The sequence below is a fragment of the unidentified bacterial endosymbiont genome (genome assembly GCF_918797525.1).
Classification (GTDB): Bacteria; Pseudomonadota; Gammaproteobacteria; order Enterobacterales; family Enterobacteriaceae; genus Enterobacter.
Genome location: NZ_OU963893.1, coordinates 687892 through 710060, shown reverse-complemented (window position 1 = coordinate 710060; position 22169 = coordinate 687892). Strand labels below are relative to the sequence as shown.

The 22169-nt window shown below is 51.2% G+C and carries 16 protein-coding genes, 2 tRNA genes, 4 rRNA genes and 1 pseudogene; 10 read left to right on the top strand and 13 right to left on the bottom strand.

Going from position 1 to position 22169, the window contains the following annotated elements; genetic code table 11:
• Nucleotides 1-23: 23 nt before the first annotated feature.
• Entirely contained in the window at nucleotides 24-713 is a 690-nt protein-coding gene (gene envR, locus NL510_RS03375) for an acrEF/envCD operon transcriptional regulator (RefSeq protein ID WP_253381572.1), read from the bottom strand.
• Nucleotides 714-1107: 394 nt separating this feature from the next.
• Here envR and NL510_RS03370 point away from each other — a divergent pair, with 394 nt between their 5' ends.
• The 7 genes and pseudogenes from NL510_RS03370 (at nucleotide 1108) to NL510_RS03340 (ending at nucleotide 10404) form a co-directional block, all read left to right on the top strand.
• Nucleotides 1108-2247 (top strand): efflux RND transporter periplasmic adaptor subunit, encoded by a 1140-nt coding sequence (locus NL510_RS03370; protein ID WP_253381570.1) that lies wholly within the window; start codon nucleotides 1108-1110, stop codon nucleotides 2245-2247.
• 11 nt (nucleotides 2248-2258) lie between these two features.
• Nucleotides 2259-5372, top strand: a complete 3114-nt coding sequence (locus NL510_RS03365) for an efflux RND transporter permease subunit (protein WP_253381568.1) — start codon at nucleotides 2259-2261, stop codon at nucleotides 5370-5372.
• A gap of 294 nt (nucleotides 5373-5666) precedes the next feature.
• Nucleotides 5667-5888 (top strand): lipoprotein, encoded by a 222-nt coding sequence (locus NL510_RS03360; RefSeq protein ID WP_006178893.1) that lies wholly within the window; start codon nucleotides 5667-5669, stop codon nucleotides 5886-5888.
• A 361-nt stretch (nucleotides 5889-6249) separates the two neighbouring features.
• Nucleotides 6250-7275: an amino acid ABC transporter substrate-binding protein gene (locus NL510_RS03355; protein WP_253381566.1), complete on the top strand. Its 1026-nt coding sequence runs from the start codon at nucleotides 6250-6252 to the stop codon at nucleotides 7273-7275.
• Nucleotides 7276-7342: 67 nt separating this feature from the next.
• Nucleotides 7343-8525, top strand: a pseudogene (locus tag NL510_RS03350) (amino acid ABC transporter permease).
• A gap of 9 nt (nucleotides 8526-8534) precedes the next feature.
• Nucleotides 8535-9638 (top strand): amino acid ABC transporter permease, encoded by a 1104-nt coding sequence (locus tag NL510_RS03345; RefSeq protein WP_253381564.1) that lies wholly within the window; start codon nucleotides 8535-8537, stop codon nucleotides 9636-9638.
• A 7-nt stretch (nucleotides 9639-9645) separates the two neighbouring features.
• The gene (locus NL510_RS03340; RefSeq protein WP_253381562.1) at nucleotides 9646-10404 is read left to right on the top strand and encodes an amino acid ABC transporter ATP-binding protein; all 759 of its coding nucleotides are present in this window, start codon (nucleotides 9646-9648) and stop codon (nucleotides 10402-10404) included.
• A 105-nt stretch (nucleotides 10405-10509) separates the two neighbouring features.
• Here the strand turns inward: NL510_RS03340 and rrf (NL510_RS03335) are convergent.
• The 6 genes from rrf (NL510_RS03335) to NL510_RS03310 form a co-directional block, all read right to left on the bottom strand.
• Nucleotides 10510-10625, bottom strand: a 5S ribosomal RNA gene (rrf, locus tag NL510_RS03335).
• Nucleotides 10626-10668: 43 nt separating this feature from the next.
• Nucleotides 10669-10744, bottom strand: a tRNA-Thr gene (locus tag NL510_RS03330).
• Nucleotides 10745-10758: 14 nt separating this feature from the next.
• Nucleotides 10759-10874, bottom strand: a 5S ribosomal RNA gene (rrf, locus tag NL510_RS03325).
• A gap of 62 nt (nucleotides 10875-10936) precedes the next feature.
• Nucleotides 10937-13843: ribosomal RNA gene (locus tag NL510_RS03320) — 23S ribosomal RNA — on the bottom strand.
• A 182-nt stretch (nucleotides 13844-14025) separates the two neighbouring features.
• Nucleotides 14026-14101: transfer RNA gene (locus NL510_RS03315), tRNA-Glu, on the bottom strand.
• 85 nt (nucleotides 14102-14186) lie between these two features.
• Nucleotides 14187-15726: ribosomal RNA gene (locus NL510_RS03310) — 16S ribosomal RNA — on the bottom strand.
• The 16S, 23S and 5S rRNA genes sit together here with 2 tRNA genes alongside, the layout of an rRNA operon.
• 471 nt (nucleotides 15727-16197) lie before the next feature.
• On the opposite strand from NL510_RS03310, the gene NL510_RS03305 reads away from it, so the two are divergent.
• Complete coding sequence (locus NL510_RS03305; RefSeq protein WP_253381560.1) at nucleotides 16198-16752, top strand: gamma carbonic anhydrase family protein; 555 nt, start codon at nucleotides 16198-16200, stop codon at nucleotides 16750-16752.
• Here NL510_RS03305 and NL510_RS03300 read toward each other — a convergent pair.
• Genes NL510_RS03300 through dprA form a run of 6 tightly spaced genes read right to left on the bottom strand, consistent with a single transcriptional unit; the run spans nucleotide 16728 to nucleotide 20511 of the window.
• Nucleotides 16728-16976, bottom strand: coding sequence for a DUF1488 family protein (locus tag NL510_RS03300; protein WP_253381558.1), 249 nt, complete (start codon nucleotides 16974-16976; stop codon nucleotides 16728-16730). The two genes, NL510_RS03305 and NL510_RS03300, sit on opposite strands and share 25 nt — an antisense overlap.
• The gene (gene aroE / locus NL510_RS03295; RefSeq protein WP_253384732.1) at nucleotides 16973-17791 is read right to left on the bottom strand and encodes a shikimate dehydrogenase; all 819 of its coding nucleotides are present in this window, start codon (nucleotides 17789-17791) and stop codon (nucleotides 16973-16975) included. The genes NL510_RS03300 and aroE overlap by 4 nt, the downstream gene beginning before the upstream one ends.
• 4 nt (nucleotides 17792-17795) lie before the next feature.
• The gene (gene tsaC / locus NL510_RS03290; protein ID WP_253384730.1) at nucleotides 17796-18368 is read right to left on the bottom strand and encodes an L-threonylcarbamoyladenylate synthase type 1 TsaC; all 573 of its coding nucleotides are present in this window, start codon (nucleotides 18366-18368) and stop codon (nucleotides 17796-17798) included.
• A complete protein-coding gene (locus NL510_RS03285) occupies nucleotides 18361-18915 on the bottom strand; it encodes a DNA topoisomerase family protein (RefSeq protein ID WP_253381556.1) in 555 nt (184 codons plus the stop codon). Before NL510_RS03285 ends, tsaC begins: the two co-directional genes overlap by 8 nt.
• 26 nt (nucleotides 18916-18941) lie before the next feature.
• A complete protein-coding gene (gene smg / locus NL510_RS03280; protein WP_253381554.1) occupies nucleotides 18942-19415 on the bottom strand; it encodes a DUF494 family protein Smg in 474 nt (157 codons plus the stop codon).
• Nucleotides 19387-20511, bottom strand: a complete 1125-nt coding sequence (gene dprA, locus NL510_RS03275) for a DNA-protecting protein DprA (protein WP_253381552.1) — start codon at nucleotides 20509-20511, stop codon at nucleotides 19387-19389. The genes smg and dprA overlap by 29 nt, the downstream gene beginning before the upstream one ends.
• Before the next feature lie 127 nt (nucleotides 20512-20638).
• Between dprA and def the strand changes: the two genes are divergently transcribed.
• Together def and fmt are read left to right on the top strand one after the other, a co-directional pair.
• The gene (gene def, locus NL510_RS03270; RefSeq protein ID WP_253381550.1) at nucleotides 20639-21148 is read left to right on the top strand and encodes a peptide deformylase; all 510 of its coding nucleotides are present in this window, start codon (nucleotides 20639-20641) and stop codon (nucleotides 21146-21148) included.
• 24 nt (nucleotides 21149-21172) lie between these two features.
• Nucleotides 21173-22120, top strand: a complete 948-nt coding sequence (gene fmt / locus NL510_RS03265; protein ID WP_253381548.1) for a methionyl-tRNA formyltransferase — start codon at nucleotides 21173-21175, stop codon at nucleotides 22118-22120.
• Nucleotides 22121-22169: the final 49 nt, after the last annotated feature.

The window sequence follows — 22169 nt, the reverse complement described above, 5'->3', positions numbered from 1 at the left end:
CCCATGCGTTTCAACCAGGCTGGTTAGCCAATACAGACCTCATTCTCGTCGTCTTCTCTTTTGTGGTCATCATTCTTTCCGCCCAACCCCGGCGATACGCGCTTTAAGGGTAGTGTAGCCAGAATGTTATCGACCAGAGCGGGGGCCTGCTGATAAAGATTGAAACTGTCGCTATTCATTAGCCAGTTTTTAATTATCCCGCTAAAAAAACCATGGAAGACGATCAATGTCAGGTCAATATTGACTTGCGTCGAAATGACATTGGCCGCAATACATCTTTCCAGGGTGGCGCGTAACAGCGCGTAATTGAAACCGATACGTTTTCTGATTTCACACTCTGCAATCATATCGCTATTAAATTCACATTTATGATACAGAATTTGTAACAACGCGCACTGACGAGGCTCACGAGCAATATATTGCAATGCAGTAATAAATTGCTCACGTAGAATTAATAACGGATCATCATTTTCCGAAAGAGACAGTCTGTCGCGTATGATTTCGCGTAGCGGTAACTGCTGTTCCCAGATGGCATTAAATAGTTGCGATTTACTGCAAAAATGCCAGTAAACCGCCCCGCGAGTGACCTTCGCTGCATCAGCGATGTCCGTAAGCGTAGTGTTCGCCACGCCACGCGTAGCAAACTGTTCGATGGCGGCCTCGATCAACTGTTGCCGTGTTTTCTGAGCCTCTTCTTTCTTTTTGCGTGCCATAGACCGCTACTCGTTACTCACAAGGGGAATGCATTATCAAAAGATACCGTTGAGACGGGTGAACAACATTATCTCTAAAATACGCTGTTAATTTTGTACAAAAAAAGTCTATTCGCTGAATTTATAAATTATCTAAATATGTTTTATGTATTTAATTCACAAAATGAATGAATAGTATCATTTATTCGCATTTATTGAATAAAAACAGACGACGTATATCTCAGAATGAATAGAGTCTGATTCTGATTTTTACTCCCAGGCACTTCCATTCGCACGGATAAATTAAAAATCATCAAATAACATCATTACTATGTACAGCTACATTTTGTTTTGCCCCCTGCCCCTGCTACCGATCAATGAAAATATCGGTTTATGGGTATTTAAAGGAACAATAATGACGAATCATCTCAGACTCTTGCCCGTAGCCGGTTTTGTTGTCTGCGCCGCACTGCTCACCGGATGCGATGGGCAAAATAACCAGCAGCCACAACCGCAAGCCCCTCAGGTCAGCGTGCATATTGTGAAAAGCGCTCCGCTGACGGTCACGACAGAACTTCCAGGCAGAACGGATGCCTATCGCGTTGCAGAGGTTCGCCCCCAGGTTAGCGGCATAATATTGCATCGCAATTTTACTGAAGGTAGCGACGTGAAAGCGGGCGACTCCCTTTATCAGATCGATCCCGCAACGTACCAGGCGGCCTATGATAACGCCAGGGCCGAGCTGCTGAAGGCTCAGGCAGCCGCCAGGATTGCACATCTTACGGTGAAGCGTTATATCCCCCTGGTTGGCACGCAGTATGTCAGTAAACAAGAATACGATCAGGCCGTAGCCACGGCGCAACAGGCTGATGCCAGCGTCGTTTCCGCACAGGCCGGCGTTGAGACTGCCCGGATTAACCTGGCCTACACCAAAGTTACCTCACCTGTTGATGGACGCATAGGCAAATCCAGCGTTACCGAAGGAGCACTGGTCACCAGTGGGCAAGCAACTGCGCTGGCAACGGTACAGCAGCTTGATCCAATTTATGTTGATGTCACCCAGTCCAGCAATGATTTCATGCGCCTGAAGCAGACCAGCCTGCAAAAGGGCGACACCCCCAGCACCGTCGAGCTTTTAATGGAGAATGGTCAGCCCTACCCACTCAAGGGCACGCTGCAGTTCTCTGATGTTTCGGTCGACGAAAGCACCGGTTCAATAACCTTACGCGCGATTTTCCCGAACCCTCAACATATGCTGCTGCCAGGCATGTTCGTGCGCGCTCGCATTGATCAGGGTACCCAGCCTGGTGCCATTTTGATTCCACAGCAGGGCGTAACCCGTACACCGCGCGGCGATGCAACGGTGCTGGTGGTTAACGATAAAAATCAAGTTGAGTCGCGTACAGTCGTTGCACCACAGGCTATTGGCGATCGCTGGCTGGTGACTGAAGGGCTGAAAAACGGTGACCGCGTTATTGTCAGCGGCTTACAAAAAGCCAAAGCTGGCGCTACCGTTGTCGCCATTCCTGATACCGCCGCAAATCCAGCCAGTTAAGGGACGACTACATGGCTAATTTCTTTATACAGAGGCCGGTTTTTGCCTGGGTACTCGCCATCATCCTGATGATTGCGGGCGGGCTGGCCATTCTTAAACTGCCCGTAGCGCAGTATCCCACGATTGCGCCCCCTGCCGTTGCCATAACCGCAACCTACCCTGGCGCTGATGCCCAGACGGTACAGGATACGGTGACGCAGGTTATCGAGCAGAACATGAATGGTATCGATAACCTCATGTATATGTCGTCCACCAGCGACTCTGCAGGTAGTGTCACCATTACGCTGACCTTCCAGTCAGGCACTGATCCGGACATTGCACAGGTACAGGTGCAGAACAAACTTCAGCTCGCCATGCCGCTGCTGCCGCAAGAGGTGCAGCAGCAGGGGATTGGGGTTGAGAAATCTAGCAGCAGCTTCCTGCTGGTTGCAGGCTTTGTTTCCGATAATAAAAACCTCACTCAGGATGATATTTCTGACTATGTCGCCTCCAACGTGAAAGATGCGATTAGTCGAACTTCCGGTGTGGGGGATGTTCAGCTGTTTGGCGCCCAATATGCGATGCGTATCTGGCTCGACAGCAATGCGATGAATAAATATCAGCTAACGCCTCTGGATGTGATCACTGCGCTGAAAACACAGAACGACCAGATTGCCGCAGGACAGCTAGGAGGAACGCCTTCTGTTCCTGGTCAGCAGCTAAACGCCTCTATTATTGCGCAAACGCGTCTGAAATCCCCTGAAGAGTTTGGCCGCGTAACGCTGAAGGTGAACCAGGATGGCTCAATGGTGCATCTGAAAGATGTGGCCCGCATTGAGCTTGGTGGTGAAAACTACAATATGGTCACCAAAATTAACGGACAGGCGGCAACCGGTCTGGGGATTAAGTTGGCAACTGGCGCCAACGCGCTGGATACGGCTACCGCCATCAAGACCAAACTGGCGCAACTGCAACAATTCTTCCCGCAAGGCTTGAAGGTGGTCTATCCGTACGACACCACGCCGTTCGTGAAGATCTCTATTCACGAAGTGGTCAAGACACTCTTTGAAGCGATTATTCTCGTCTTCCTGGTAATGTACCTGTTCCTGCAAAACCTGCGGGCTACGCTCATTCCCACCATCGCGGTTCCGGTGGTCCTGCTGGGTACTTTTGCGGTGCTTTCCGCGTTCGGTTTCTCAATCAACACCCTGACGATGTTTGGCATGGTGCTGGCGATAGGCCTGCTGGTCGATGATGCCATCGTGGTTGTCGAAAACGTCGAACGCGTGATGGTCGAAGACAAACTGCCGCCAAAAGAGGCGACGCAGAAGTCGATGGAACAAATCCAGGGCGCACTGGTAGGTATCGCCATGGTGCTTTCGGCGGTCTTTATTCCAATGGCCTTTTTTGGTGGGTCGACAGGGGCAATCTATCGCCAGTTCTCGCTGACCATCGTTTCGGCCATGGCACTATCCGTTCTGGTTGCACTGATCCTGACCCCTGCCCTCTGTGCAACACTCCTCAAACCCGCGGCCAGTGAACATCACGAGAAAAAAGGCGGTTTCTTTGGCTGGTTTAATGGGCTCTTTGATAAGAGTGTGGAACATTACAGCAACAGCGTGAGCGGTATTTTACGCAAGACCGGTCGCTATCTGGTCGTTTACGTCATTATTGTTGCTGGTATGGCGGTACTGTTCATGCGTTTGCCCACCGCCTTCCTGCCCGAAGAGGATCAGGGGGTATTTATGACCATGGTTCAGCTCCCTGCGGGTGCGACACAAACGCGTACTCAGCATGTGCTCGATCAGGTTCAGGAATATTACCTGAACAAAGAGAAGGCCAATGTGGAATCCGTCTTTACCGTTAATGGGTTTAGTTTTAGCGGCCAGGGCCAGAACTCCGGTATTGCATTTGTAAGCCTGAAACCCTGGGAAGAGCGTCCTAGTGCGGTTAACAGCGTTGAGTCAATTGTTGGCCGTGCGACGAAGGCATTCAGTCAGATTAAAGATGGCCTCGTGTTTCCGTTTAACCTGCCTGCCATTATCGAGCTGGGTACGGCGACAGGCTTCGACTTTGAGCTTATTGATCAAGCAAACCTGGGGCATGCACAGCTGACTCAGGCGCGTAATCAACTGCTCGGGATGGTTAAAGCACATCCCGATTTACTGGTACGTGTGCGCCCTAACGGTCTGGAAGATACTCCTCAGTTCAAACTGAATGTCGATCAAGAGAAAGTTCAGGCCTTGGGCGTCAGCCTCTCTGACGTCAATCAAACGATCTCGACGGCACTTGGCGGGACCTATGTGAATGACTTTATCGATCATGGCCGAGTGAAGAAAGTTTACGTACAGGCCGACGCACCTTTCCGTATGTTGCCAGGAGACATTAACAATCTCTATGTCCGAAGTGCGAACGGTGAAATGGTGCCTTTCTCAGCCTTTAGCAGCGCGCAATGGGTATATGGCTCACCTCGTCTGGAACGTTATAACGGGATGCCGTCAATGGAGATCCTGGGGGAATCGGCACCCGGTAAAAGTACCGGTGAAGCGATGGCCATGATGGAAAGTCTCGCCTCAAAACTGCCTACCGGCATCGGCTATGACTGGACGGGAATGTCTTACCAGGAACGTCTTTCCGGTAACCAGGCTCCCGCCCTGTACGCGATTTCACTGATTGTGGTGTTCCTGTGTCTGGCAGCTCTTTATGAAAGCTGGTCTATTCCATTCTCAGTGATGCTGGTAGTGCCGTTGGGAGTCATTGGGGCGCTACTCGCAGCATCTCTTCGCGGCTTAAATAATGACGTCTATTTCCAGGTCGGCCTGTTGACAACAATTGGTCTATCGGCCAAAAACGCTATCCTGATCGTTGAATTTGCTAAAGATCTGATGGAGAAAGAGGGTAAAGGGATCATCGAAGCCACGCTGGAAGCCTCGCGTATGCGCCTTCGTCCTATCCTGATGACTTCCTTGGCCTTTATTCTTGGCGTCATGCCGCTGGTCATTAGCAGTGGCGCCGGGAGCGGTGCGCAAAATGCCGTTGGAACGGGCGTAATGGGCGGGATGCTATCCGCAACCCTTCTGGCTATTTTCTTTGTGCCCGTCTTTTTTGTGGTTGTCCGCAGACGGTTTACAAGTCATAAGGATTAATACCGGGGAGGCACCTTTGGTGCCTCTCTTTTTTCATACATCAGTAAATTAGCCTGCTGACGGCATCAATTAAGATAATTTATTTTCCTCGCGTAAAAATCGCCCCATCCGTAACTTCACATTTTCTTCATAAACTCCTTGGCATAGCGCACTTTCTCCACGATTTTTACAATCAAAATAATTTGAGATTATTCCTCCTGCAGCGCGGGCTTCCCCCGGTGGTAAAATAGCCTCCAGTTCGTTAATGGCTCTCCTGGCTTGATGGCGGATAAGAAATAATATTGAGGTAACATTATGAAAAGATTCATTTCCGTTGCATTACTCGCGGCGCTGCTTGCTGGATGCGCGCACGACTCGCCATGTGTACCGGTATACGACGATCAGGGCCGTCTGGTTCATACGAATACCTGCATGAAGGGCACCACCCAGGATAACTGGGAAACTGCCGGTGCTATCGCAGGAGGCGCAGCCGCAATAGCGGGTTTGACGCTGGGCATTGTTGCCCTGACTAAATAATATCTTTTAGTCGGATTTCTTTTGAAAGCGCGGCGCTGGCCGCGCTTTTATTCCTAATTAACATTCTATTCCCTGAAAGAATAATAAAGCATTTTTCTCGCCGTTGACTCCTTTCTACTTTTCCCATCCTTAATGAACTTTTGCTCTAATTTGTGGCGCAGGTTGGAGTTTCGCACTCTTTAAGGGCATTCAATTTTTTTAACCCTGTCTACACTCAGCTTATGCGCTCAATTGTCCGTTATTTTGTCGAGCGCGAAACCTGGCATTACGTTTGCTTTATGAACGTTGGCCAAAGCCACAGACAGGTAAAAGCGTTTAAAAACGCCTCTATAACGATAAATTTCGCCACACAGGATGCAGAATGAAAAAGACGATGATAGCCAGCCTGACCGCCGCGGGCATGTTGTTTGCTGTAGCCGGTTCAGCCCATGCGGGGACGACGCTGGATGCCGTTAAAAAGAAGGGTTTTGTGCAATGCGGTATTAGCGACGGTTTGCCTGGCTTCTCTTATGCCGATGCTAACGGCAAATTTAGCGGTATTGATGTTGATGTCTGCCGTGGCGTCGCTGCCGCCATTTTCGGGGATGACAGTAAAGTAAAATATACTCCACTAACGGCGAAGGAACGTTTTACTGCTCTCCAGTCCGGCGAAGTTGATATGCTCTCACGCAACACCACCTGGACCTCTTCCCGTGACGCAGGCATGGGGATGTCATTTACTGGCGTGACCTATTACGACGGTATCGGTTTCCTCACCCACAATAAAGCCGGTCTGAAAAGCGCCAAAGAACTGGACGGTGCGACCGTTTGTATTCAGGCTGGCACCGATACTGAACTCAACGTCGCAGATTACTTCAAAGCGAACAAGATGAAGTATACCCCGGTCACCTTCGATCGCTCTGATGAATCGGCAAAAGCGCTGGAATCTGGACGTTGCGATACGCTGGCGTCAGATCAGTCACAGCTTTACGCCCTGCGTATCAAGTTGAGCAACCCTGCCGAATGGATTGTCCTGCCTGAAGTGATTTCCAAAGAACCTCTGGGACCTGTCGTACGGCGCGGCGATGATGAGTGGTTCTCCATTGTTCGCTGGACGCTGTTCGCTATGCTGAATGCCGAAGAGATGGGTATCAGCTCGAAAAACGTTGATGAAAAGGCCGCCAACCCATCCACGCCGGATATGGCCCACCTGCTGGGTAAAGAGGGTGATTTCGGCAAGGATCTGAAGCTGGACAACAGATGGGCGTACAACATTGTCAAACAGGTGGGTAATTACGCCGAGATCTTTGAGCGCAACGTTGGATCGGAAAGCCCGCTGAAGATCACACGCGGTCAAAATAATCTCTGGAACAACGGCGGCATTCAGTACGCACCGCCAGTACGTTAAGTATTTGCTGTAACGGGCACTGTACATTCAGTGCCCAGTCCAGAGACATGGTTACCGAGGTTTGTTTATGTTCCATCGCCGCTCTGCCATAAAAGGCACGATATCCTTTTCTCACCCCGCGGTCCGCGCCTGGTTATTCCAGATTATTGCTATCCTCGCAATTGTGATTATCGCCGTTTATCTAATTCATAACACCGTTACTAACCTGAACAATCGTGGGATCACTTCCGGGTTTGCCTTCCTGGATCGCAGCGCGGGTTTTGGTATTGTTCAGCATCTCATTGATTATCAGGAAGGAGATACCTACGGTCGCGTATTTTTGGTTGGTTTACTTAATACTCTGTTGGTTTCCGTTCTCTGTATTGTTTTCGCTTCTGTACTGGGATTTTTTATTGGGCTTGCCAGGCTCTCAGAAAACTGGCTGCTTAGAAAACTCTCCACCCTTTATATAGAGATGTTTCGCAATATTCCGCCGTTGTTGCAGATTTTCTTCTGGTATTTCGCCGTACTGCGTAATCTTCCAGGCCCACGCCAGGCAGTCGAAGCGTTTGAATCTTTTTTTCCTGAGTAACCGCGGCTTATATATACCCTCTGCACAAATAGCCGAAGGCGTTTTAGCGTTTGTCGCTGCTCTTGCGATCGCTCTTGCTCTCTCTGCAGGGTTATTTCTCTATAACCGTAAATATCAAATTAAAACAGGTCAGTTGCGTAAGACATGGCCGATCGCAGTCCTACTTTTCGTCGGCCTGCCGATACTGGCGCACTGGCTGCTTGGTGCAGCGTTTCACTGGGATATTCCACATCTGCAGGGGTTCAACTTCCAGGGAGGAATGGTTTTAATCCCGGAACTGGCCTCGCTGACGCTGGCACTGTCAATTTATACCTCGGCATTTATTGCGGAAATCATCCGCTCCGGGATCCAGGCTGTACCCTTTGGACAACATGAGGCTGCCCGTTCGCTCGGTTTGCCCAACACGGTGACGCTTCGTCAGGTGATCATCCCGCAGGCTTTGCGGGTCATCATTCCACCACTGACCAGCCAGTACCTCAACATTGTCAAAAATTCATCGCTGGCCGCCGCCATCGGTTACCCCGACATGGTATCCCTTTTCGCCGGTACTGTGCTTAATCAGACTGGGCAAGCCATTGAAACTATTGCTATCACGATGTCTGTTTATTTAATTATCAGCCTGGCGATCTCATTGTTAATGAACCTTTATAACCGGCGTATCGCACTGGTTGAGCGCTAAGGAATTCTGATGTCAAAAGCGATAGTGTCGCACGCCCCGCGTCCTGCCAGCTCGATGGGTGGACGTTTCATTCTCTGGGCGCGTAAGAATCTGTTCTCCAGCTGGAGTAACAGCCTGCTGACCATTGCCTGCCTGTGGCTCATGTGGGAGCTGATACCGCCACTGCTCAACTGGGCAATCTTACAGGCTAACTGGGTAGGCTCAACTCGCGCAGACTGCACAAAAGCAGGCGCTTGCTGGGTGTTTATCCACCAACGATTTGGTCAGTTTATGTACGGCTTATACCCTCACGAACAGCGCTGGCGGATTAATCTGGCGCTGGCCATTGGCCTGGCCTCCATTTTCGTCATGTTCTGGAAAAAACTTCCTCAACGTGGGCGTTACATTGCCTGCTGGGCTGTCGTCTATCCCATTATCGTATGGGTGTTGTTGTATGGCGGTTTTTTTGGGCTGGAACGGGTTGAAACTCGTCAGTGGGGGGGATTGACGCTGACGCTGATTATCGCATCGGTCGGGATCGCCGGTGCTCTGCCGTGGGGGATTTTGCTCGCGCTTGGCCGACGTTCAAAATTGCCGGTTGTTCGTATACTTTCCGTCATTTTCATTGAATTCTGGCGGGGCGTACCGCTTATCACCGTGCTATTTATGTCGTCTGTCATGCTGCCACTGTTTATGACGGAAGGCACAACTATAGACAAACTGATCCGGGCTCTGGTCGGGGTGATTTTATTTCAGTCTGCTTACGTTGCGGAGGTTGTGCGCGGCGGCCTGCAGGCATTGCCTAAAGGTCAGTACGAAGCAGCGGAATCACTGGCTCTCGGCTATTGGAAAACGCAGGGGTTGGTGATACTCCCGCAAGCACTCAAGTTGGTCATCCCTGGGCTTGTTAACACTATCATTGCTCTCTTTAAAGATACTAGCCTTGTGATCATCATCGGATTGTTTGATCTCTTTAGCAGCGTGCAGCAGGCGACCGTTGATCCCGTCTGGTTGGGTATGTCTACCGAGGGATACGTTTTCGCCGCCCTGATCTACTGGATCTTCTGTTTTAGCATGTCGCGCTATAGCCAACATCTGGAAAAGCGCTTTAACACCGGACGTACGCCGCACTGAGGAAATTATGAGCCAGATTACAATGACACCTGCCGACACGATGATTACGCTGGAAAACGTCAATAAATGGTATGGACAGTTTCACGTCCTGAAAGACATCAATCTCAAGGTCAAACAGGGTGAACGAATCGTACTTTGCGGCCCTTCAGGATCGGGAAAATCGACGACAATACGCTGTATTAACCACCTTGAGGAACATCAACAAGGTCGCATCGTTGTTGATGGTATCGAGCTGAATGAAGATATTCGTAATATTGAACGTGTGCGTCAGGGAGTGGGGATGGTGTTTCAGCACTTTAATTTATTCCCGCACCTGACCGTCCTGCAGAACTGTACACTGGCGCCAGTTTGGGTGCAAAAGATACCGAAGAAAGAAGCTGAGGCTTTGGCGATGCACTACCTCGAACGTGTGCGTATCGCCGAACATGCCAATAAATTTCCGGGTCAGATATCAGGCGGTCAACAGCAGCGTGTTGCTATCGCCCGTTCACTGTGCATGAAACCGAAAATTATGCTGTTTGATGAACCGACATCTGCACTGGATCCGGAAATGGTCAAAGAGGTTCTGGATACCATGATTGGGCTGGCGCAATCCGGAATGACGATGCTTTGTGTTACGCATGAGATGGGTTTCGCCAGGACCGTGGCTGATAGAGTGATCTTTATGGATCGAGGTGAGATTGTTGAGCAAGCACCACCGAATGAATTTTTCGCCCATCCAAAATCAGAACGTACGCAGGCATTCCTGTCGCAGGTCATTCACTAGTCATTTTCTCTGCCCGGCAGCGCCGGGTTTACCAGCGCCTGAACGTTGATACGCTTTAAAACGCAAAAAGGCCATCCTTTCGGATGGCCTTTCTACTTGTTTGATGTCTGGCAGTTCCCTACTCTCACATGGGGAGACCCCACACTACCATCGGCGCTACGGCGTTTCACTTCTGAGTTCGGCATGGGGTCAGGTGGGACCACCGCGCTAAAGCCGCCAGACAAATTCTTTTACTTCTTGCCGAACTTTAACCTAAGTATAAAGTGGTGCTGATACCCAGAGTCGAACTGGGGACCTCACCCTTACCAAGGGTGCGCTCTACCAACTGAGCCATATCAGCACGCTAAATTTGATGCCTGGCAGTTCCCTACTCTCACATGGGGAGACCCCACACTACCATCGGCGCTACGGCGTTTCACTTCTGAGTTCGGCATGGGGTCAGGTGGGACCACCGCGCTACAGCCGCCAGGCAAATTCTTTATCTGTATCAGGCTGAAAATCTCTCTCTCCGCCAAAACAGCTTCGGCGTTGTAAGGTTAAGCCTCACGGTTCATTAGTATCGGTTAGCTCAACGTATCGCTACGCTTACACACCCGACCTATCAACGTCGTCGTCTTCAACGTTCCTTCAGGACTCTCAGAGAGTCAGGGAGAACTCATCTCGGGGCAAGTTTCGTGCTTAGATGCTTTCAGCACTTATCTTTTCCGCATTTAGCTACCGGGCAGTGCCATTGGCATGACAACCCGAACACCAGTGATGCGTCCACTCCGGTCCTCTCGTACTAGGAGCAGCCCCCCTCAATTCTCCAGCGCCCACGGCAGATAGGGACCGAACTGTCTCACGACGTTCTAAACCCAGCTCGCGTACCACTTTAAACGGCGAACAGCCGTACCCTTGGGACCTACTTCAGCCCCAGGATGTGATGAGCCGACATCGAGGTGCCAAACACCGCCGTCGATATGAACTCTTGGGCGGTATCAGCCTGTTATCCCCGGAGTACCTTTTATCCGTTGAGCGATGGCCCTTCCATTCAGAACCACCGGATCACTATGACCTGCTTTCGCACCTGCTCGCGCCGTCACGCTCGCAGTCAAGCCAGCTTATGCCATTGCACTAACCTCCTGATGTCCGACCAGGATTAGCTGACCTTCGTGCTCCTCCGTTACTCTTTGGGAGGAGACCGCCCCAGTCAAACTACCCACCAGACACTGTCCGCAACCCGGATTACGGGTCTACGTTAGAACACCAGCCATTAAAGGGTGGTATTTCAAGGATGGCTCCACGCAGACTGGCGTCCACGCTTCAAAGCCTCCCACCTATCCTGCACATCAAGGACCAGTGTTCAGTGTCAAGCTATAGTAAAGGTTCACGGGGTCTTTCCGTCTTGCCGCGGGTACACTGCATCTTCACAGCGAGTTCAATTTCACTGAGTCTCGGGTGGAGACAGCCTGGCCATCATTACGCCATTCGTGCAGGTCGGAACTTACCCGACAAGGAATTTCGCTACCTTAGGACCGTTATAGTTACGGCCGCCGTTTACCGGGGCTTCGATCAGGAGCTTCGCCTTACAGCTAACCCCATCAATTAACCTTCCGGCACCGGGCAGGCGTCACACCGTATACGTCCACTTTCGTGTTTGCACAGTGCTGTGTTTTTAATAAACAGTTGCAGCCAGCTGGTATCTTCGACTGGCTTCAGCTCCGTGAGCAAGTCACTTCACCTACGCGCCAGCGTGCCTTCTCCCGAAGTTACGGCACCATTTTGCCTAGTTCCTTCACCCGAGTTCTCTCAAGCGCCTTGGTATTCTCTACCTGACCACCTGTGTCGGTTTGGGGTACGATTTCGTGTTACCTGATGCTTAGAGGCTTTTCCTGGAAGCAGGGCATTTGTTACTTCAGCACCGTAGTGCCTCGTCATCACACCTCAGCGTTAATAAGGTACCGGATTTACCTGGAACCTCCGCCTGCATGCTTAAACCGGGACAACCGTCGCCCGGCTAACATAGCCTTCTCCGTCCCCCCTTCGCAGTAACACCAAGTACAGGAATATTAACCTGTTTCCCATCGACTACGCCTTTCGGCCTCGCCTTAGGGGTCGACTCACCCTGCCCCGATTAACGTTGGACAGGAACCCTTGGTCTTCCGGCGAGCGGGCTTTTCACCCGCTTTATCGTTACTTATGTCAGCATTCGCACTTCTGATACCTCCAGCACCCCTCACAGGCCACCTTCAACGGCTTACAGAACGCTCCCCTACCCAACAACGCATACGCGTCGCTGCCGCAGCTTCGGTGCATGGTTTAGCCCCGTTACATCTTCCGCGCAGGCCGACTCGACCAGTGAGCTATTACGCTTTCTTTAAATGATGGCTGCTTCTAAGCCAACATCCTGGCTGTCTGGGCCTTCCCACATCGTTTCCCACTTAACCATGACTTTGGGACCTTAGCTGGCGGTCTGGGTTGTTTCCCTCTTCACGACGGACGTTAGCACCCGCCGTGTGTCTCCCGTGATAACATTCTTCGGTATTCGTAGTTTGCATCGGGTTGGTAAGCCGGGATGGCCCCCTAGCCGAAACAGTGCTCTACCCCCGAAGATGAGTTCACGAGGCGCTACCTAAATAGCTTTCGGGGAGAACCAGCTATCTCCCGGTTTGATTGGCCTTTCACCCCCAGCCACAGGTCATCCGCTAATTTTTCAACATTAGTCGGTTCGGTCCTCCAGTTAGTGTTACCCAACCTTCAACCTGCCCATGGCTAGATCACCGGGTTTCGGGTCTATACCCTGCAACTTAACGCCCGGTTAAGACTCGGTTTCCCTTCGGCTCCCCTATACGGTTAACCTTGCTACAGAATATAAGTCGCTGACCCATTATACAAAAGGTACGCAGTCACCCCATAAAGAGGCTCCCACTGCTTGTACGTACACGGTTTCAGGTTCTTTTTCACTCCCCTCGCCGGGGTTCTTTTCGCCTTTCCCTCACGGTACTGGTTCACTATCGGTCAGTCAGGAGTATTTAGCCTTGGAGGATGGTCCCCCCATATTCAGACAGGATACCACGTGTCCCGCCCTACTCTTCGAGTTCACAGCAAGTGTGCTTTCGTGTACGGGAGTATCACCCTGTACCCTGCGACTTTCCAGACGCTTCCACTAACACACAAGCTGATTCAGACTCCGGGCTGCTCCCCGTTCGCTCGCCGCTACTGGGGGAATCTCGGTTGATTTCTTTTCCTCGGGGTACTTAGATGTTTCAGTTCCCCCGGTTCGCTTCATTACGCTATGTATTCACATAATGATAGTGTGACGAATCACACTGGGTTTCCCCATTCGGACATCGCCGGGTCAAAGGTTCATATCACCTCGCCGGCGCTTATCGCAGATTAGCACGTCCTTCATCGCCTCTGACTGCCAGGGCATCCACCGTGTACGCTTAGTCGCTTAACCTCACAACCCGAAGCTGTTTCGCCTCTGATTGTGAAAATTTGAGAGACCCGAACACACATAACTGTGTGTCGTTTCAATTTTCAGCTTGATCCAGATTTTTAAAGAGCAACTATCTCAAACGTGACTCACTGAGTCAGTTTTGAGATATCGGTTGGTTGTGCCTTTCACTCACACCCAGCAAGTGGCGTCCCCTAGGGGATTCGAACCCCTGTTACCGCCGTGAAAGGGCGGTGTCCTGGGCCTCTAGACGAAGGGGACACTAAAGTCTCAATCGCAAGACGCCTTGCTATTTATTTTTCATCAGACAATCTGTGTGAGCACTACAAAGGCAGGTTCTTTAAGGTAAGGAGGTGATCCAACCGCAGGTTCCCCTACGGTTACCTTGTTACGACTTCACCCCAGTCATGAATCACAAAGTGGTAAGCGCCCTCCCGAAGGTTAAGCTACCTACTTCTTTTGCAACCCACTCCCATGGTGTGACGGGCGGTGTGTACAAGGCCCGGGAACGTATTCACCGTAGCATTCTGATCCACGATTACTAGCGATTCCGACTTCATGGAGTCGAGTTGCAGACTCCAATCCGGACTACGACGCACTTTATGAGGTCCGCTTGCTCTCGCGAGGTCGCTTCTCTTTGTATGCGCCATTGTAGCACGTGTGTAGCCCTGGTCGTAAGGGCCATGATGACTTGACGTCATCCCCACCTTCCTCCAGTTTATCACTGGCAGTCTCCTTTGAGTTCCCGGCCTAACCGCTGGCAACAAAGGATAAGGGTTGCGCTCGTTGCGGGACTTAACCCAACATTTCACAACACGAGCTGACGACAGCCATGCAGCACCTGTCTCACAGTTCCCGAAGGCACTTCAGCATCTCTGCTGAATTCTGTGGATGTCAAGACCAGGTAAGGTTCTTCGCGTTGCATCGAATTAAACCACATGCTCCACCGCTTGTGCGGGCCCCCGTCAATTCATTTGAGTTTTAACCTTGCGGCCGTACTCCCCAGGCGGTCGACTTAACGCGTTAGCTCCGGAAGCCACGCCTCAAGGGCACAACCTCCAAGTCGACATCGTTTACGGCGTGGACTACCAGGGTATCTAATCCTGTTTGCTCCCCACGCTTTCGCACCTGAGCGTCAGTCTTTGTCCAGGGGGCCGCCTTCGCCACCGGTATTCCTCCAGATCTCTACGCATTTCACCGCTACACCTGGAATTCTACCCCCCTCTACAAGACTCTAGCCTGCCAGTTTCGAATGCAGTTCCCAGGTTGAGCCCGGGGATTTCACATCCGACTTGACAGACCGCCTGCGTGCGCTTTACGCCCAGTAATTCCGATTAACGCTTGCACCCTCCGTATTACCGCGGCTGCTGGCACGGAGTTAGCCGGTGCTTCTTCTGCGGGTAACGTCAATCGGTGAGCTTATTAAACTCACCGCCTTCCTCCCCGCTGAAAGTGCTTTACAACCCGAAGGCCTTCTTCACACACGCGGCATGGCTGCATCAGGCTTGCGCCCATTGTGCAATATTCCCCACTGCTGCCTCCCGTAGGAGTCTGGACCGTGTCTCAGTTCCAGTGTGGCTGGTCATCCTCTCAGACCAGCTAGGGATCGTCGCCTTGGTGAGCCTTTACCTCACCAACAAGCTAATCCCATCTGGGCACATCCGATGGCAAGAGGCCCGAAGGTCCCCCTCTTTGGTCTTGCGACGTTATGCGGTATTAGCTACCGTTTCCAGTAGTTATCCCCCTCCATCAGGCAGTTTCCCAGACATTACTCACCCGTCCGCCACTCGTCACCCGAGAGCAAGCTCTCTGTGCTACCGTTCGACTTGCATGTGTTAGGCCTGCCGCCAGCGTTCAATCTGAGCCATGATCAAACTCTTCAATTTAAGTTTGATGCTCGTGAATTAAACTTCGTAATGAATTACGTATGTTCACTCAGAGACTTGGTATTCATTTTTCGTCTTGCGACGTTAAGAATCCATGTCACTTTGAGTGCCCACACAGATTGTCTGATAAATTGTTAAAGAGCAGTGCAACGCGGCTTTCGCTCACCGTTGCGAGGTGGCGTATATTACGCTTTCCTCTTTCAGAGTCAACCCGTTATTTCAGGATTTTTTCTCTTCAACCGACCGGGGTGTTTGTGAAGTGATTCACATCTGCCGTGTCGATGGAGGCGCATTATAGGGATCCCAGTTTTTAGCACAAGCATTTTTTAGATCTTTTTTTCTGACCGTTGATTTTCTGCGCTTTTCGCTGAAATCCCGCCCGATCTGCTTAATTATTGACGCATTTAGCCTTGCCTCGGCCACATAATACGATCAAAGTCTTCTATATAGCGTTCATCTGTCGAGGTAGGTATGACTGCACTATTACGTCCTTATAAAGATCTGTTTCCCCAAAAAGGCGATCGCGTGATGATCGACGCCAGCGCTGTGGTCATTGGTGATGTCCGAATAGCCGATGACGTGAGTATCTGGCCATTGGTGGCTATCAGGGGAGATGTTAACTACGTAGCTGTGGGCGCACGCACTAATATTCAGGATGGTAGCGTTCTACACGTGACACACAAATCCTTAATGAAGCCACAGGGCAATCCCCTGATCATCGGAAAGGATGTTACCGTCGGTCACAAAGTGATGCTCCACGGCTGCACGATCGGAAATCGGGTTTTGGTTGGTATGGGATCCATTTTACTGGATGGTGTTATCGTTGAAGATGATGTAATGATCGGTGCCGGGAGCCTTGTCCCGCAAAACAAAAGGCTGGAGTGCGGCTTTCTCTATTTAGGCAGCCCGGTAAAACAGATCCGCCCCTTAAATGAAGCGGAAATCGAAGGTTTACAATACTCAGCGAACAATTACGTGAAATGGAAAAACGACTATCTGGCTCAGGGCAACCAGACCCAGCCCTGAGCGTCTTCCTGGCGATCGCGAATTAAATCGCTGGCTTCCTCTTCCAGATCCCAGCGATTTTCGCAAAATACCGTTAACGGGTTTGAACCACCAAAGCGGCGCAGCAGCGTTTCACCGGTAATCGCACACGTTAGTTGCATTCCATGCACCAGCACCGGAAAACAGACCGCTTGTTTACTCTCATCCCAGTTTTCTCTGTCGGGAAAATGGATAGCCTGATTCACGCATTCAGTTCCCGTTTCAGTTTATCGATTACCGATTCTACAGCGGGCAAAATACCATGCCAGAGCAAAACCGCATGCGCCGCCTGCCCCACCAGCATTCCCAGTCCATCTGCCAGATGCTTTGCGCCATGCTGTCCGCACCAGTTGACAAAAGGCGTCTTTCCCTTTTGATAGAACATGTCATAGAAATAAATATGATTTTTAACAAGCGTTGCAGGAATTGCCGGAACTTCGCCTCCAATACCGCTGGACGTGGCATTAATGACAAGATCAAAGTCGTGACCGGCAAGATCGTCAAGCGCGACGGCACTCACACTGCCGGTATGTGCGAACAGTGCTGCCAACTCTTGCGCTCGTGAAAAGGTTCGGTTGGTCAGGGTCACCGCACAATCCAGTGAAAGGAGAGGAAGCAGTACGCCTCGTGATGCCCCACCCGCGCCAATCAGTAGTACCCGAAAGCCGGGTTTGATAAAGGACAACCTTTCCAGATCGCTCAACAGCCCAATTCCGTCGGTGTTGTCACCCAAAAGCCGACCATCTTCAAGCCGTTTAAGCGTATTCACCGCTCCCGCAAGAGAAGCACGCTCGGTTAACTCATCCGCCCGTTCAAAAGCCTGCTCTTTAAAAGGTACTGTAACATTCGCACCTTTACCGCCCCCCTGGAAAAAAGTATTCAGCGCAGTCACAAATGCATCTGCAGGCGCCAGCACACGACCATAAGGATGTTCAATCTGCAGCTGTTGCGCAAATTGCTGATGTATCCAGGGCGACTTGCTGTGTGCGATCGGATTACCAAAAACAGCGTAAGTTTCCATCATATTACCCCTGGCGAAAACGTTCCCCGGTCAAGGCGTCGCGAATTTCCGACGGTTTAAGCCGCCCTCCTGTCTCGCCGACAGCGATCGGAAAATCACTCCCGAACTGAGCCTGCACCTCGTCAGTCGTTCGACACGGAGGTAATCCGCTCAGGTTTGCGCTGGTTGACACCAGGGGTTTACCAAACGCAAGACAGAGCTCCACCACCAGCGGATGGTCGGTAACGCGAACCGCGAGGGAATCGAAGCGCCCGGTCAACCAGCGCGGCGTCGTCGGCTGCGCTGGGAAAACAAAGGTCACAGGCCCGGGCCACGCACTAAAAATAGCGTCTCGCTGTGGCGAGGTGAGCATAGCGTCGTCAATGTAGGGCTTGAGCTGTTCGTAGCTGGCCGCGATTAAAATGAGCCCTTTTTCAACAGGCCGCTGTTTTAAAGCAAGCAGGCGGCTTACGGCCGTCTCGCTGTCAGGGTCGCAACCGACGCCAAAGACAGCTTCTGTTGGATAGGCGATGACTTCTTCATTTTTCAGGACGTCCACAGCATGCGCAATGGATCCTAATTGCAGGTAATTATTCACTGGTTTGATCCGCCGACACCGGCTTTCCACATTGTTTACTGGCACAGAAGTGTTTAATACCTTGCGCCGTTTTCTTCTCTATAAGTAACGGATAATTGCAATGAGGGCACTCCCCCGCTACCGGTTTAAAATTGATAACGAACTGGCACTCAGGATAGCGATCGCAGGAGTGAAAGGTCTTACCAAAACGAGAACGACGCTGCACCAGTTGCCCCCGCTGGCACTGAGGACAAGCAATTGCCGTCTCGTCGGGCTTATCAATTTGTTCTGTATGTCCGCATTCAGGGTAACGGCTACAGCCAATGAACATGCCGAAGCGGCCCTGACGTAGCGCTAACTCGCTGCCACAAAGCGGACAAATCTGCCCCTCCAGAATTTTGACGATATGCCCGTCCGCCTGACTTTTCAGGGGACGGACATAAGCACATTCCGGATAATATGAACAACCGAGAAATGGGCCATGTTTCCCGGACCGAATGACAAGTTCAGCCCCACACTGTGGGCAGGGCTCGTTTTTATGCACCGTGAACAGTACTGATTTGGCCATAACAACTCTTGGTGATGCTCATTGATTTAGTGCAGCATACCTTCATTCACTTCAAAGAGTAATTCTTCCATTTGCTGATAGGCATTTTCACAGCCTGGAATATTAAACAGAACCATCAGGATCACCCATTTAAGATCGTCCAGTTCAAACTCTGCCGTATCCAGCGCCATGACGCGCTCTATCACCATTTCTCTCGTTTCGAGGTTCAGCACCTGAATCTGCTCAAGGAATAAGATGAATCCCCGGCAGCTGGCGTCCAGCCTTTCACACTCTTCAGCTGTATAAATGCGTACAGACAATGGGTCAGAAGCGAGCTGCATCGGTTCGGCGAGGCCTTCCTGATAATCAGCCAGCTTATCTAACCACATCAACGCATTGTAAATATCTTCCCGTTCGAATCCTGCATCGGTCAGATCACGTGTTAATTTGTCCTGATCCACGCGCATTTCTGCTTCGTTGTGGATGTAAGTTTCAAACAAATACATCAGTACGTCGAACATGGCATGCCCTCCTTAATCGGACATAGCCGCCGGGTACAGCTGCGATCCACCCTGCTAACTCCAGTTCAAGTAGCTGTGCTACCGTTACTGGCACAGGTTGGCCGGCACGTTCAGCGACAACGTCAACAGGTGTTACCTCATCTCCTACGTTAGCCAGGAGCTTGGGAAATGGCAATGCCACCTCCTGCTGATCTGACGAATAATGTCGCTTTTCGGGTACATCTGTTAACCAGTGCAAGCCATATTGTAAATTTTCAAGTATGTCTTCTACGCACGTCACCGGTGTGGCGCCTTGCTTAATGAGCCAGTGAGGGCCTTCACATCCAGGGTTACCTATCGGACCGGGCAAGGCAAACACTTCGCGTCCCTGTTCAAGCGCACATCTTGCCGTAACAAGCGAGCCACTGCGTAACGCCGCTTCAACCACCAGCACTCCCTGGCTCAACCCGCTAATAATTCGATTACGACGGGGAAAATTACCCGGTCTGGGTTGAGTGGCGAGAGAAAACTCCGAGACTATCGCGCCATCAGATTCGATAATTCGCTCAGCGAGGGACTGATGCCGCCGGGGGTAGACGCTAAAAAGCCCATTACCCAGAACCGCCACGCTGCGGCCTTTTGCCGTCAACGCGGCGTTGTGAGCGACACCGTCAATGCCGCACGCCAGCCCGCTGGTTATCGTGAACCCTGATTGCGCAAGCTGCTCACACAGAATCTTTCCCCAGCGTTCCCCATACCAGGAAGGCGAACGGCTACCGACGACCGCCAGTTGAATCGCCTTAAGGCAATCAGGGTTGCCTCTGATAAATAATGCCCCGGGATAATCAACCACAGTGCGAAGTAAAGGGGGATAAAGAGGCTGATCGGCGGTTAACAGATAATTCCCCGGCTGTTCAAGCCACATCAAACAGCGTTCAAGCTCACTTTCCGCGAGCGCAAAAAATCTCGCCGCCTGCTTTACCGGGAGTCCGGCTTCGGCGGTCGCTACGTCATCAATCGTGGCCTTACTAAGCAGCTGCTTAGCCGTTTCCAGCATAGCATCACCACATAGCGAACCTATATTCATTAGCCGGAGCCATATCTCAGTAGATGTCATCCTTTCCCTTGCCATAAGCAGCCTCCGCAATCATTGCGATTGGTCACTGATGCTGTCAATCGATAGGGGATTTGTCTAGAATAGAGAGAGTATTCTTATCAACTCCTGAACACGACTCTGGAAATTTATGGCAGTTTTGCAAGTGTTACATATTCCGGACGAGCGCCTTCGCATCGTCGCTGAACCGGTTAATGAAGTGAATGCAGAAATTCAGCGTATCGTCGATGATATGTTCGATACCATGTATGCGGAAGAAGGTATCGGTCTGGCAGCCACGCAGGTGGATATTCACAAGCGCATTATCGTTATCGACGTTTCTGAAAATCGTGAAGGTCGTCTGGTGCTGATCAACCCTGAGCTGCTCGAAAAGAGCGGCGAAACAGGTATTGAGGAAGGCTGTCTGTCTATCCCAGAGCAACGAGCTCTCGTGCCGCGTGCAGAGAAAGTGAAGATTCGCGCACTGGATCGTGACGGCAAACCGTTCGAGCTGGAAGCAGACGAACTGCTGGCGATCTGTATCCAACATGAAATGGATCACCTGGTCGGTAAACTGTTTATCGATTACCTCTCTCCCCTGAAGCAGCAGCGTATTCGTCAGAAAGTCGAGAAACTGGATCGTATGCGTTCACGCGCATAACGTCCTCCGGAGACAAGGATCAACGTGTCTAAAACACTACGTATTATCTTCGCCGGAACCCCTGATTTTGCAGCGCGTCATCTGGACGCGCTGTTAACTTCGGGTCACCAGGTTGTCGGCGTATTTACTCAGCCCGATCGCCCGGCAGGTCGCGGTAAAAAGCTGATGCCAGGGCCGGTAAAAGTATTGGCTGAGGAACATGGATTACCGGTATTTCAGCCAGCATCGTTACGCCCTCAGGAAAATCAGCAGTTGGTTGCTGACCTACAAGCCGACGTGATGGTAGTGGTAGCGTATGGCTTAATTTTGCCAAAAGCCGTACTTGATATGCCACGCCTGGGCTGTGTCAACGTACATGGCTCTCTGCTCCCACGCTGGCGCGGGGCGGCACCTATTCAGCGCTCGCTGTGGGCTGGCGACGCAGAAACAGGCGTCACGATCATGAAGATGGACGTAGGCTTAGACACGGGCGATATGCTGTATAAGCTCGCCTGTCCAATCACTGCAGACGATACCAGCGCCACCCTGTACGACAAACTGGCTGGACTTGGCCCTCAGGGACTCATTGAAACACTAAGACAGCTCGCTGATAACAGCGCGAAACCTGAAGTCCAGGATGAAACGCGGGTAACCTATGCTGAAAAATTGAGCAAAGAAGAAGCCCGGATCGACTGGTCGCTTACTGCCGCACAGCTCGAACGCTGTGTCCGCGCTTTTAATCCGTGGCCAATGAGCTGGATGATAATTGATGAGCAGCCGGTAAAAATCTGGAAAGCTTCGGTAATTGATAGCAAGACTACGGCCGAACCCGGCACCATTCTCGAGGCGAGCAAGCACGGCATCCAGGTTGCCACTGCGGGAGGTGTTTTAAATCTTGAGTCTCTACAGCCAGCAGGTAAGAAACCGATGAGTGCCCAGGATTTGCTAAATTCTCGTCGTGAATGGTTTATCCCTGGCAACCGTCTTGCCTGACCCTTTCATTCTTAAGGCCCGGAGTTTCCGGGCATTTTTATTTTTACGG

Excerpts from the sequence above, each read along its gene's own strand:
- def (WP_253381550.1), top strand. The coding sequence starts at position 20,639 with ATGGCAGTTTTGCAAGTGTTACATATTCCGGACGAGCGCCTTCGCATC.
- NL510_RS03355 (WP_253381566.1), top strand. The coding sequence starts at position 6,250 with ATGAAAAAGACGATGATAGCCAGCCTGACCGCCGCGGGCATGTTGTTT.
- NL510_RS03340 (WP_253381562.1), top strand. The coding sequence starts at position 9,646 with ATGAGCCAGATTACAATGACACCTGCCGACACGATGATTACGCTGGAA.
- NL510_RS03365 (WP_253381568.1), top strand. The coding sequence starts at position 2,259 with ATGGCTAATTTCTTTATACAGAGGCCGGTTTTTGCCTGGGTACTCGCC.
- NL510_RS03360 (WP_006178893.1), top strand. The coding sequence starts at position 5,667 with ATGAAAAGATTCATTTCCGTTGCATTACTCGCGGCGCTGCTTGCTGGA.
- smg (WP_253381554.1), bottom strand. The coding sequence starts at position 19,415 with ATGTTCGACGTACTGATGTATTTGTTTGAAACTTACATCCACAACGAA.
- NL510_RS03370 (WP_253381570.1), top strand. The coding sequence starts at position 1,108 with ATGACGAATCATCTCAGACTCTTGCCCGTAGCCGGTTTTGTTGTCTGC.
- envR (WP_253381572.1), bottom strand. The coding sequence starts at position 713 with ATGGCACGCAAAAAGAAAGAAGAGGCTCAGAAAACACGGCAACAGTTG.
- aroE (WP_253384732.1), bottom strand. The coding sequence starts at position 17,791 with ATGGAAACTTACGCTGTTTTTGGTAATCCGATCGCACACAGCAAGTCG.
- dprA (WP_253381552.1), bottom strand. The coding sequence starts at position 20,511 with ATGACATCTACTGAGATATGGCTCCGGCTAATGAATATAGGTTCGCTA.
- NL510_RS03305 (WP_253381560.1), top strand. The coding sequence starts at position 16,198 with ATGACTGCACTATTACGTCCTTATAAAGATCTGTTTCCCCAAAAAGGC.
- NL510_RS03345 (WP_253381564.1), top strand. The coding sequence starts at position 8,535 with ATGTCAAAAGCGATAGTGTCGCACGCCCCGCGTCCTGCCAGCTCGATG.
- NL510_RS03285 (WP_253381556.1), bottom strand. The coding sequence starts at position 18,915 with ATGGCCAAATCAGTACTGTTCACGGTGCATAAAAACGAGCCCTGCCCA.